The organism is Deinococcus fonticola, from assembly GCF_004634215.1.
GTDB classification, from domain to species: domain Bacteria; phylum Deinococcota; class Deinococci; order Deinococcales; family Deinococcaceae; genus Deinococcus; species Deinococcus fonticola.
Window position 1 is genome coordinate 23,228 of the sequence record NZ_SMMH01000035.1, and the last position, 11,644, is coordinate 34,871.

Below are 11,644 nucleotides of genomic sequence, written 5' to 3' on the forward strand. Positions count from 1 at the left end.
TTTGTTGGGTGGGGGCTTTCTTTAGCGCGCATTGCAGCTTCTCAGAGGCGGGGGGGGGCAGCTGGTGTGGCGGCTACTCCTTGCCGCCCCTGTCATTCGTTTCGATGGGCTTCACACGACTGTCCTGCTGGGCCGGGGTGACACTGATTCCGGGGGCCACGCCGTGCCCAGCTTTCACGCTCACGCCGGGATGCAGGTGGGCGTGGGCCCCGACGACGGCGGGGGTACTGTTCACACTCCGGCCACCGACCTGCACGTCTTTTTCAAGGGTGGCACCCTGGTCAATCACCGCGCGGCTGACCTGCGCCCCGGCTTTCACGACGGCACCCGGCTGAACCACGCTGTCGCGCACCACCGCGCCCTGCTCGATGACAGCATTTGGGCCGACGACGCTGCGCACGACCTTCCCGGCGACCACTGCGCCGCCGCATACGAAACTGCGTTCCAGACTCGCAGTCTTCTCGATCAGGGCGGGGGGGCGTGTCAGGCTGGCGGTGATGAAGGGCCAGTGTTCGTCTCCCAGGTCGAAGGCCGCGCCGTCCAGAAAGTCGCGGTGCGCCTGCAGGTACGCGGGCAGAGTGCCCACATCCCTCCAGTAGCCCCTCAGCGGGAAGGCGTAGGCGTCGCCGCGCTCCACGAAGGCGGGCAGCAGGGCCTCGCCGTAATCGCCCAGCGGGCCTTTTTTCTCCAGTTCGGCCAGCAGTTTCAGCAGGATTCCAGTGTCGTACACGAACACTTCGGCGGTGACGGTCTTCCCCAACGGCTTGTCGGGTTTGTAGGCAAACTGCTTGACCTGTCCGCCGGGGCCGGCCAGCACGTTGCCGAAGCGGGTGGCTTCCTTCTCGTCGGCGAGTTCAGTGGTGACCATGGTGACGCTCGCGCCTTTCTCGGCGTGCCAGAGAATCACTTCCGAATAGTCGAGGCGGTACACGTGGTCGGCGCTCAGCACCAGCACGACATCCGGCCCGAACTCGCGGATCAGCGGGGCATGCTGCGCGAGAGCGTGCGCGTTGCCGTGCGCAAACTCGCCGTCTTCCTTGTCGGGGCCGGAAAAGGGCGGCATGACCACCAGGCCGCCGCGCGTGCGGTCCAGGTCCCAGGGCCGCCCGCCCGAGAGGTGGTCGTTCAGGCTGTGCGGCAGGTACTGCTCGACCACCCACACATCTGTAAGGCCGCTGTTCACCAGATTGCTGAGGGTGAAGTCGATCAGGCGGTAGGTGCCGAGGAACGGCACGGCGGGTTTGGCCTGCTTGTCCGTGAGGGGACTCAGGCGCGAGCCGCGCCCCCCGGCCAGCACGATGGCAAGGACTTTCTGACCGGCAATGGCAACCATGCGGTCAGCATAGGGGCAGGAATTGTGGCGCAGAATGACGAAAGGGCGAGTCGCCTTCGGGCAATCTTGAGGTTTAGCGCCAGGAACGCAGATGCGCTTCGTTGTTGAAGGAGTCCAGGGTGAGGCGTCCGCTGCCAAAAGTGAATCGGGGAAGGCTGCCGTTTTTCACACGCCAGCTCAGTTTCAGGGCGGAGCCGTCCGGGGCATTGAGAGAAAGCGCGGTGATCAGGCCGTGGCGCACCAGGATCAGTTGACTCACAGGATTTCCCGTTGATATTTGATGAAATAACAGCAGAGCCGGAGCGGCCTGGAGGGTGTGCTGGACGTGGAATGATCCTTCTCTTGGTCTTCTGGAAAGAAGTCGGTGTCATTGCCCAGACGGCGCATAGGCGTGTGCTCCGGAATGCGCTTTTCCCCGAATTCGAGGGCACTCTGCGTCATTTTGGTAGGGAAGTAGCCGGGGCAGATGCTGTTGACGGTAATGCCCCGGTCAGCAAATTCAGCGGACAGGGGGCGCCTTGCGATCTGTGAGCACCAGTCTGGCCCCATGTTCGCCCAGTCACTCGGCGATTTGCAGCTCCAGGCTGCGCAAACCTCCGGCAATCAGAGCCATCCTGCCGTGCAGGACGAGGAGTGCCTTCAACGCCCTGCCCGTGCCATCATCCTGAATTGAATTGCCATCCAGCAGAAGGGCATGAACGTCAACATCAGTTTTTTACTGTCAGGAACACTGGCAGCTCAGCCCCAGGCACCTGGACACCTCAAGCAGGCACAGATCAGGGGCAGGGATTAGCGGCGGGGGACTTCCAGCCACACCATGGTACGCGGGCGCTTCGGCTGGAGTACAGGCCGTCGAAGGTGTGGGCATTCGTGTCGAAGCGCACGATCAGGGCCACGCGCTCTTCTCCACCCGACACGAAAGCGTTCAGCGTGGGACTGCTGGCGTCGCCGGTCAGGGAACCGCGCAGCGTGCCGCTGGGGAGGTCAGCGCGGCTGGAGAGCAGCGAGCCGGTCACGCGGCTGCCCTTCACGCTCAGGTTCATCTGTCCGAACGAGTGGTTCCAGGTGCCGGCCAGGCCGGGGTAGGCCGAGTCGCCCGGCAGGCTGGCCGGCACCTGCGCGGTGGCCCGCACCGCCCCGTTGGCCGCCGTGAGGACGTAGGGGCCGGGGCGTGCACCGGCAGGCAGCGGCGCACTGCCGATGGCCGGGAAGGTGCCGTCGCCGTTGGGGCCTCTGAGGCCGGCAATGCGTACGCGCGTTACCCCCGTCACCCGCCAGGTCAGGGAGCCGCGTCCGCCTGCCCGCGCCGCCGGCCGGTACGCGAAAGTCTGCACCCTTACTGGAGGAGACACCGAGGCAGCCGCCACGCTGCCTTTGCTGCTGGCAGCGGTGTTCTGCGAAGCTGGGCTGGGGGCCGGCGAACGTGAGGCGGGCGCCGTAGGGGTCGGTGCACTGGGGGCTGGAGAACTGGAAGCCGACGCTGCCGGGGCGCCTGGGCGGGCAGCCGTGGGGCGCGTAACGGTGGGGCTGGGGCGTTTGACCGGGGCCGCTGCGGCGCTGCGCGCCGGCTGACCTGACGCCGGCCGGGCGGGTTGAGAGGGTTTGGGGGATGATTCGGGTGTGGAAGGAGCTGCTGCGGACGGCCCTTCATCACTGGCCCGGGCCGCCGGGGCCAGCGCTGATGGGGTCGGTGCTGGCAGAACCGGGACGCGCACCTGAATGGGCCGGGTCTGCATCGAGGGTACGCCGTTGGCGTTCTCGGCCACCAGCGTCACCGACTGGAGGGCGCGGCTGGCCGTGATGGTCAGGCTGCCACTGGGGGCCACGGTCTGCTGCTCGCTGCCCCAGCGCAATTCAGCGCGGCTGGCATCCCGGCTGCGCCACTGCACCTTGACCGGCTGCCCCACCACGGGACTACTGGGCGTGACCGTCAGTGCCTCGATGCGGGCCTGCGGAATGCGGACGGTCAGGCCGGCGCTGGAAGTCGTTTCCTGCTGGCCGTTGCTGGCTTTCAGGACGTAATTGGTGGTCTGCGAGGCGGCGAAGGTGCGTGTGCCAGAAGGCGGCAGTTCGCCCAGTGGACTGAGGCGCACGCGGCTGGCCCCCTGCACGTCCCAGCGCACCGTCACGTTCTGACCGCGCAGAACGTTGGCCGGCGCGAGGGTAAAGACCCGGATCGTCGGCGCGGCCAGGGTGACGGTCTGCACACTGCGGACATCCGCGCTGGAAGGAACGCTGCCCTTACGGGCGGTGAGTTGCAGTCGCGTGTCACGCTGCATCACAAATTCGCGCGTGCCAGCGAGCGGCACAGTGCCGAAAGGCTGGAGGTCGACCTGCTGCGCGTGGCTGACTTTCCACTCGATATGCACGGTATCGCCCAGTCTGGCGCGGGCGGGCGTCACCTTGAAAGCGTCGATGCGCGGCGCAGGTTTCAGCGGCGTGACGGTCACCTGCTGTTTTTTCTGCGTCAGGAAACCGCTGGCGACCAGGGTGTAGGTCTGCGGCTGAGTCACGCCCGGCAGGCGTACCTGACCGTCCGGATCGACGGGCTGACCGGGCAATTCGGCAATCTGCACCTGCCTGGCCCCGTCCGTGTACCACGCCAGCGTGAAGGCTTCGCCCTGCATGGGCGCGGGGCCTTCTACCGCGAAGCTTTCGATCTGCGGCGGCTGGGCTGCCCAGGCCCCCAGCCCCAGCAGCCCGGTGATACCCAGCGCCAGCGCCCACCACGGCACCAGCGGCCGCTGTTCCAGGGTCAGGTGATCTTGCACGGTGTTGTACACCGGGGGCCAGGACTCGGCGGGCGGCAGGTCGTCGCCGCGCTCGGCGGGGGTGGGGCGCGGCACGCTGTTGGCCAGGGCCGTGAAGGTCAGGGGCCGCAGGCTCAGACCCCGCACGGGCAGGCGCACGTCCAGCAATTCACTGAATTCCGCGCCGGGGGCCAGTTCCAGTTGCCGCCGGGCCGATCCCTTACGCACGTGGCTGCCGGGCGGCAGGTTCACTTCCAGGTTGTAGCGCTGGGTCTGGTTTCCGTCGTTGCGCAGTGTGGCGCTCAGGTGCGCCACCGAACCCACCTGCCTGTGCAGGGCGCTGAGAAACAGCTGACTGCCGTCGAAGGGCTGCACCCGGATCTGAAGAGGCAGGCGGCCGAGTTCCAGGCGCTCGGGCGGGTCGCCCGCTTCACCCGTGGCGGGGGCAGGGGCGGGCAGGTCAGTCAGCGCCACGACGCTGGCGTCGTACGTGCGGGCGGCCACCGACGAGCGGCGTGGCAACTGGAAGGTCAGAGTCACCAGCGCTTCCTTGCCGGGCTGCACGTCGACCGGGGGCACGCTGGGCGTCCAGGCGTCCGGCAGGCCCTCGACCCGCACCTGCACCGGCCCCGCGCTTTCGCCGCTCAGCTTCAGGCGCACTGCCTGAGTTTCTCCAGGAACGATGTCCAGGTACGAATGATCGGTGCTGAGGTGAACCGTGCCACTCATCCCGGCCTGGCCGGCGACCTGCAGAGCACGCAGGTAGCCCAGGAAAGCCGTCATGTCGGCAAAGGGGGCGCTGAAACCCAGGCAGCGAGCCACCACCTTGGCCGCCGGTTCAGGCACGTCCAGCAGGTCGGCGGCCAGCGGTTGCGGCGGCAGCGGGCGGCCCGCCACGGCCTCGAAGATCAGAGCCCCCAGCCCGTACAGGTCGGATTCCATGGTGGCGGCGGCCCCGGCCCGCTGCGGAGCGGGCAGGTAAGGGCTGTGGGGGTCGGGCGGGCGCAGGCTGTTCAGGCCAAAGTCGCTGAGCAACAGGCGAAATTCGTCCTGGTGCGGGCCAGGCAGAGGTTGCAGCAGCACATTCTCGGGTTTCAGGTTGCCGTGCAGCACCCCATGCGCGTGCGCGTAATCCAGGCCCTGCGCCACCTGCCGCGCGGCGTCCAGCATGGTGGCGGCGTCCACCCTGGCCCCGGCGGCGCGGTAGCGGTCGAATACGCCGCGCAGCGAGCCGCCCAGCGCCTGCGGCATCAAGTAGAACACCTCGTCGCCGGCGCTGCTGGGAAGCGTCACCGGAAGGATGTGCTCATGCTGGTACTGCGCCGCGAAGGACAGCACCTGGGCCAGGCGGCCCACCTCGGCCAGGCGTTCCGGGGCCAGGAGGCGCACGGCCAGCGGGGTGCCGTCCTGGGCCTCTCCCGCCGCGTGAATGACGCCCAGCCAGCCCCCGGCGAGACGTTGCCGCAATTCCGGGCGTTGTGGCGGCGACTGCTCTAGCATTCTGAGTACATTCTGCCGTAAGGAAAGCTGATGATAAAAGTCAAATTCATGAGAAAACCTCTAGAAGAGCCACAAGGAAGTGTGATGGGCAGTACTGTACATGCCCTCCCAGTCCCGGAGTACCAAAAAGAAGGGGCAATCCCGGGTTACGGCAGGGCCAGGGGGGGCATCGCCACGACCTGACCGGCCTGGATGGTCACGGCGGCTGTGCGCTGCGCCCCCACCTGCACGATCACCTGCGTGGCGGGTACGCGCAGGAAACCGTAGCGTCCCGCGCCGTCCGTGAAAGTGCTGTCGAGCACTTCCCCACTGCAGGCGTCCAGCAGCCTGACCTCGCGCCCGCCGGGGATCGCCCCGCTCACGCTGCCGCGCACGGCCCGCAACGTATCGGCCGCTGGGGCAGGCCAGGGGGCAGGCAACTCGAAAGGCATAGTGCGCGCGGTGAATTTGGCGCTCAATTCCGGCCACACGTCCGCCTGGGTGCGCCGCCCGGCGTTCACCTCACGGTCCGGCGTGCGGTACGAGTACAGCGCCCACCCGCTCAGGCCCGTGCGCAGGGCCTGGCGCGCCTGACTCACGCTGCTGTTCTGGTCATTCAGGTATGCGGCGCTGCCGCTGACCTGCGCCACCTGCGGAGACTGGCGCAGCAGCTGCGCGGCAAAGGCGTTCCAGCCCCGGAACCACTCGGCCTGAACGGGCACGAAGTCACGCTTGTAATTCATCATGACGTTCACGTCCAGATACCCTTCCCTGACCCAGGTCAGCCAGTCTTGACCCACCTCAGTGTAGGGGCGGCTGTGTGTAAAGCCCTCCTCGGTGGTGGGGGCCTCGCCGTAGGTGATGGTGGCGGCATTCACGCTGAGGCGCGGGTTCACGGCCTTCACCGCCAGCGCCGTTTCGCGCACCAGATTGGTGACCTGTTGCCGGCGCCAGGCCGCCCACTGGGAGTCGCCCGGTTCGGGGGTGCCCACCGCTCCGGTTTCGGCGCGGTAGCGTTCCAGCGCGGTGGGGTTGTAGCCCCACTCCAGCGGCCCACCCGCCGGGCTGCCGTCGGGGTAGCGCACCCGGTCAAATTGAATGCCGTCCACGTCATAGTTTTTGACCACGCTGGCATACATGTTGCGGATGTACTCGGCGGCGTCCGGGTGGCCGGGATCGAGCACCCAGTCGGCCCCCGCGCGGTTCAGGCCGTCTTTTTTCTGGGTCAGCCAGTTTGCGCGCCCCTGCGCCGCCGGGCCGTGCGTGTTGAAGGCGTGCTCGGGATCCGGGGGGGGCGCGGCGCTGTTCCACAGGGCGGTGGTGATGATCCAGGCGTGCACCTGCAGGCCCTGCGCGTGCGCCTTAACCAGCAGATCGGCCAGCGGATCGAAGCCCTCAGGCACCGCCGGGTCGTTCGTCCGCGGCATGGCGGCGCGGTTGCAGTAACAGTCGCCGCGCCGCCCCACCTGTGCGAACAGCACGTTCACGTTCATTTTCCGGGCGTCGGCCACCAGCCGGTCGACTTCCTGCGGCGTCTTGAAGCCCGGCCCGAAGGCGTCCACCCACAGTCCGCGCAACTGCGGCTTCTGTGCACCTTGCAGCGGCGCACACGACGACAACAGGGCCAGCGCCCCTCCCAGCAGCCAGGTTCGTTTCATACGTCACCGCTCATCTTAAAGCAGGGAATCGCTCCTCACACCACTTCACAGGGGCGGTGCGGCGGCTCACAGGTCAGTTTCCTGCCGGGGATAAAGCCAGTGGGGGCGCAGGGCCAGGGCCTGCTGGTGTCCCTGCGCCTGCCAGTCGCGCAGGCTGAAGAGCACCTCCTCGGGCGTGTGGGGCACGCTGCCGGCCGTCACGCCCAGGAGTTTTTGCAACCAGTCGGGGTTGCGCCGGGCGCCGGCTTCCTCCAGCGCGGCGAACAGGGCCAGGCCCAGCGGCAGGGCGCGGCGCAGTTCGCCCCGGTTCTCGTGCAGCTGCACGCCCGCGCAGCGTTCGCCCCTGTGTTTGCTGGTGGTGGGGTTAAAAAATGCCGGGCGCGCCGTGACGCCCAGGTTCAGGGCGTTCAGGCGCTCGGCCAGCGCGTGGGCGTTCAGGGTCGGCGCACCGAACTGGCGAAAGGGCAGGGTAGTGCCGCGCCCCTCGCTGGCGTCCAGGGCTTCGACCAGGCACGCGCCGGGATACAGGCGCAGGTGCAGCAGATCCGGCAGGTTGGGGCTGCTGGGCACCCACTCGCGCCCGTCGTGCCAGCCGTCCGGCGCGTCCGTTTCAATGACCTCGACCGTACTGCCTTCCTCGGCGGCCAGCACGCGGGCCACCTCGCCCAGCGTCAGGCCGTGCCGCAGCGGCAACTGCGTCGTGACGCCCACAAAGGAGCGGAAGTCGGGGTGCAGCGGCGGGCCTTCTACCGTGAAGCCGATGGGATTGGGACGGTCGAGCACCACCACGCGCAGGGGGAGGGTGCGGGCGGCCCGCAGCACGTCCCGGATGGTGCTGATGTACGTATAAAAGCGCACGCCCACGTCCTGAAGGTCGATCAACAGGGTGTCCAGGCCACTCAGGCGCTGCGCGTACTCCTCTTCCGTGAGGTGGTACAGGACACTGGTCGGCAGGCCTGTGGCGCCGTCCTGCCCGGCTTCCGGGGCCTCGCCGGGTGCGCCGCTGCCGTCCACGCCGTGTTCCGGGCCAAAGAGCTTGACCAGTGGAATTCCCGCGCGTTGCAGGGCCACGGCGGCGGGTGTCAGGTCGCGCGTCACGCCGCTGGGGTTGGTGAGCAGGGCCGTGCGGCCCCAGTGACGCGCCTGCTGCGGCGCGGCGATCAAGTGTTCCAGGCCGATCAGCGGCCCGACAGTCTGGGTCAAGTCAAGTTCCCCCCGTGCGGCATTCCGAACCGGGAAAGTCTAGGTCAGCGCCGGGGAGACATGGTGAGGCATTCCCAACCCGTTTATGCGGTTTACTTCAGGGTGCTGCGCGGAGCGAGTTTCAGGGTGACCTTCAATTCCTTACCGCCGCGCAGGAGGGTCAGGGTCACGGAATCTCCGGGTTTGTACTGCCGCACCGCATATTGAAACTCACTGAAGTTCAGAATGCGTTTCCCGTTGACGGCCGTGACCACGTCCCCCGGGGTGATTTTGCGCTGCGCATCGATTTGCAGGGGCCTGAGCCCGGCCTGCGCGGCAGGACTGCCGGCCGTCACCTCCATGAAAAACGCGCCGGGCGTGTCCCCCAGCCCCAGTTTAAGGATGCGGTTCGCCTCCTTGAACTCCTCCTGATCCAGGCTGGACAGTTCCGGCAAAATCGATACCCCGATCACTGGCGCTTCATTCTTCGTGCCGGCCCGCAGCGCCGCCAGCAAATTGTCGCCCGTGGTCACCGGCACGGCGTAGGACAGAATGGTGTTGCCCGCACTGGAACTGGAGCGCTGCAAACTGATGTAACTGACCACCCCGACCGCCTCGCCACGCAGGTTGATGACCGGGCCGCCACTGTCCCCCGGCACCAGCGGCGCACTCAGTTCCAGCGTACCCGGTGGGAAATCCGCCCGGCCCGCGTCGGCGTTCAGCGAGAGCAACCGACCCGTTTTGGGGCGCAGGAAGTCGCCGTTGCCGTTCCCGATCACCAGCGCAGCCTCCTTCAGGGCCGGGTTGCTGGCGGCCAGCGGAAAAAACGGTGTTCCCCGGGGCACGCTGACTTTCAGCACAGCCAGGTCATGCTGCTCGTCGAAGCCCACCACGTTCACCGGGTGGCGCTGCCCGTCGGAGGTCACGGCCTCCAGTTTCTGCGACTGAAACACCACGTGATACGCCGTGAGGGCCAGCCCCTCGGCGGAAATCAGGAACCCGCTGCCCAGGCCGTTGGGTTCCGCGCATGACCCCTCCAGCGGGCAATCTTCTAGGCGCAACGTGGCCGGACGCAACCTGCGAAAGAGATTATTCAGCTGTTGCGTTTCCTGCTCACTGGGCGGTGTGGACGCCTGAGATTTGGAGGTTGTGGCAGAACTGGGCGCCGCCGAGGCCGGGGGTGGGGTCTGGGCCCTTCCCCCCGGCCCCAGCAGGGCCGCCACGCCCAGCATCAGCAGGAGACGCACCGTCAAGGAGGAACGAACCGGACGTGAACCGCCGAGGGTGAGTTGCTGCATGCTTCATTGTTCAGATTGCCCGCCCATGATGCCGCAACGCAAAGCACAATCCGGTTAAGGCTGATGAGGGTGACCCAATCGCGGTTCCAGCCGATTTGCAAATCTCAGCGTACCTCAGCCCGCCTGTTCGAGGCGAGCGAATTCGTTCGGGGTTCGGCCACCGAGCGAGGTGTGGGGCCGGATGTCGTTGTCGTCATGACGCCAGGCTGTGAGGATCAGGCGAGCCTGATCCAGACTCTGGAACCGGTGCAGGTTGAGGCACTCGTCCCGAACCCGACCGTTGAAACTCTCGATGTACGCGTTCTCGACGGGCTTTCCAGGCCGAATGAAGGTGTGCGCGATGCCGCGGTCGTGAGTCCAGAGGTCCAGGGCCTTGCCCGCGAACTCTGGGCCGTTGTCGGTGGTGATCGCCTGCGGTGCACCTCTGAATTTCACGACGGCATCCAGGGCTCGGACGACATCATGTCCCGTGATTGAGATGCTGACGTGCATGACCAGGCACTCCCGGGTGAAATCATCCACGACGTTCAGGACGCGGAACCGCTGTCCGGAAGCCAGCTGATCGGCCATGAAATCCAGACTCCATCGCTGATTTGGGGCAGAAACCTGCGATTTCTGCTGACGCGCTCCTACGCTGAGTTTCTTCCGCTCCTTCTTCCGAACGGCCAGCCCTTCAGCCCGGTAGATCCGGTAAACGCGCTTGTGGTTCACGGTCTCACCTTCCCGGCCCAGCATCAAGTGAATCCGTCGGTACCCGAAGCGCGGCCGTTCCTGAGCCAGTGTGCGAAGACGTTCGACCAGGCGCTGATCCTTTTCCCTTTTAGGGCTGTTCCGTCTTTGTGTGGTTCGGGAGAAGCCCAGCACCCGGCAGGCCCGTCTTTCGCTGACGGGGAATGACTCCTGAAGCAGTGCCACCATCTGCTTTTTGAGCGGCGTCTGCGCCTGGGACGTCGTCCCAGGCGTCACCACTTTCGACAGGGGCACCTCCTTCAGCATGGCGTTGTCGAGCGACAGATCGGCCACCAGCTTCTTGAGTCGCTGGTTTTCGGCTTCCAATTGGCGGAATTTCCGAGTCTCGTCTTTGGTCATGCCGCCGTACTTGACCTTCCAGCGATAGATGGTCGTCATCGCGACTCCATGGAGTCGCGTCAGATCACTGATCGGCGTCCCCGCCTCAAGCTGGCCGAGGATGTCCAGAATCTGCTGCTCCGTGTACCGTTTGCCTTTCATGCGCCTCCAAGTGTGCTGCTGGATTTGCAATCAGACTGGCACCGAAATCAGGGGCAAGGTCAGGTGATGGTGAACCGTTGACGAACCCGCAGCGGTACTGGATGGCCTGCTGCAGCTCCTTTCCGAAGGCACCCGCTTTGTAAAAGCCAATACCTTGCCTTGCCCGTCTAGCACCACTCTTCTGACAGAGAGCCGACCAATCTTGGCACTCAAGTGTAGTTTTTCACAACCACGGTTCTAGTGACAGCAGAGACTTCATTGTAGATCTGATAGGAAGTCCTAAAATGGCGCTATTTGACTTAAATTACCGTGATGCTGAATAGCAAAAAGAGGAACTGTATCAATTTAACGTAGAGGAAAGTGGCTTGTTAACTCTCATGAAGGCAAGCTGATTTACGGCATTAGGGGTTGACAGGGCCGAAGTTCTGGAAACGGAGATTATAAAATCTCACACGGAGGACTACACTGAGTCTAATTTCCAGTGATCTTTGTGGGAAAATTTACGCTGTAAATTAATATTCCGTGTCGTTAGTTGACGGAGAGGCTTTCTTCCCTACTTTAACGGCATGCCCAAAAGCAGACTCATCGACGGCGATTAGGGGTTGACATTTCGTGTCCAGAATGGCAAAGGGATGAAGGTGTTGACGCCTCATCCCGACTACAGTTTAATGCCCATCCCCCAGGCCGCAACGCTGATTGCCTTTCAGGTTCAAT

Annotated in this window: 9 protein-coding genes; 1 reads left to right on the plus strand and 8 read right to left on the minus strand. The window is 65.5% G+C overall.

Annotation, left to right across the window (positions count from 1 at the left end; all coding sequences use genetic code 11):
* Positions 1-73 precede the first annotated feature (73 nt).
* The 3 genes from E5Z01_RS16145 to E5Z01_RS16155 form a co-directional block, all read right to left on the minus strand.
* The gene (locus E5Z01_RS16145; protein WP_135230299.1) at positions 74-1,333 is read right to left on the minus strand and encodes a glucose-1-phosphate adenylyltransferase family protein; all 1,260 of its coding nucleotides are present in this window, start codon (positions 1,331-1,333) and stop codon (positions 74-76) included.
* Between the two features lie 73 nt (positions 1,334-1,406).
* A complete protein-coding gene (locus E5Z01_RS16150; RefSeq protein WP_338069163.1) occupies positions 1,407-1,592 on the minus strand; it encodes a hypothetical protein in 186 nt (61 codons plus the stop codon).
* On the minus strand, positions 1,589-1,882 hold the full coding sequence (locus E5Z01_RS16155; RefSeq protein WP_135230300.1) for an SDR family oxidoreductase: 294 nt from the start codon (positions 1,880-1,882) through the stop codon (positions 1,589-1,591). Before E5Z01_RS16155 ends, E5Z01_RS16150 begins: the two co-directional genes overlap by 4 nt.
* Here E5Z01_RS16155 and E5Z01_RS20265 point away from each other — a divergent pair.
* Positions 1,881-2,006: a hypothetical protein gene (locus E5Z01_RS20265; RefSeq protein WP_276321259.1), complete on the plus strand. Its 126-nt coding sequence runs from the start codon at positions 1,881-1,883 to the stop codon at positions 2,004-2,006. The genes E5Z01_RS16155 and E5Z01_RS20265 overlap by 2 nt on opposite strands.
* A gap of 103 nt (positions 2,007-2,109) precedes the next feature.
* On the opposite strand, the gene E5Z01_RS16160 is transcribed toward E5Z01_RS20265, so the two are convergent.
* The 5 genes from E5Z01_RS16160 to E5Z01_RS16180 form a co-directional block, all read right to left on the minus strand.
* A complete protein-coding gene (locus tag E5Z01_RS16160; protein ID WP_135230301.1) occupies positions 2,110-5,583 on the minus strand; it encodes a protein kinase domain-containing protein in 3,474 nt (1,157 codons plus the stop codon).
* Between the two features lie 146 nt (positions 5,584-5,729).
* Positions 5,730-7,220 carry a glycoside hydrolase family 10-like protein gene (locus E5Z01_RS16165; protein ID WP_135230302.1) on the minus strand — a complete coding sequence of 497 codons (1,491 nt, stop codon included), beginning with the start codon at positions 7,218-7,220 and terminating at the stop codon, positions 5,730-5,732.
* 66 nt (positions 7,221-7,286) lie between these two features.
* Positions 7,287-8,423 (minus strand): exo-beta-N-acetylmuramidase NamZ family protein, encoded by a 1,137-nt coding sequence (locus E5Z01_RS16170; protein ID WP_205750505.1) that lies wholly within the window; start codon positions 8,421-8,423, stop codon positions 7,287-7,289.
* Positions 8,424-8,515: 92 nt separating this feature from the next.
* A complete protein-coding gene (locus tag E5Z01_RS16175; RefSeq protein WP_240738508.1) occupies positions 8,516-9,700 on the minus strand; it encodes a S1C family serine protease in 1,185 nt (394 codons plus the stop codon).
* Between the two features lie 114 nt (positions 9,701-9,814).
* Positions 9,815-10,930, minus strand: a complete 1,116-nt coding sequence (locus tag E5Z01_RS16180) for an IS3 family transposase (protein WP_135230303.1) — start codon at positions 10,928-10,930, stop codon at positions 9,815-9,817.
* Positions 10,931-11,644 lie beyond the last annotated feature (714 nt).

What these genes read in the sequence shown, in the direction of transcription:
- E5Z01_RS16145 (WP_135230299.1), bottom strand. Translation starts at nt 1,333, where the DNA reads ATGGTTGCCATTGCCGGTCAGAAAGTCCTTGCCATCGTGCTGGCCGGG.
- E5Z01_RS20265 (WP_276321259.1), top strand. Translation starts at nt 1,881, where the DNA reads ATGTTCGCCCAGTCACTCGGCGATTTGCAGCTCCAGGCTGCGCAAACC.
- E5Z01_RS16155 (WP_135230300.1), bottom strand. Translation starts at nt 1,882, where the DNA reads ATGGGGCCAGACTGGTGCTCACAGATCGCAAGGCGCCCCCTGTCCGCT.
- E5Z01_RS16160 (WP_135230301.1), bottom strand. Translation starts at nt 5,583, where the DNA reads ATGCTAGAGCAGTCGCCGCCACAACGCCCGGAATTGCGGCAACGTCTC.
- E5Z01_RS16165 (WP_135230302.1), bottom strand. Translation starts at nt 7,220, where the DNA reads ATGAAACGAACCTGGCTGCTGGGAGGGGCGCTGGCCCTGTTGTCGTCG.
- E5Z01_RS16175 (WP_240738508.1), bottom strand. Translation starts at nt 9,700, where the DNA reads ATGCAGCAACTCACCCTCGGCGGTTCACGTCCGGTTCGTTCCTCCTTG.
- E5Z01_RS16180 (WP_135230303.1), bottom strand. Translation starts at nt 10,930, where the DNA reads ATGAAAGGCAAACGGTACACGGAGCAGCAGATTCTGGACATCCTCGGC.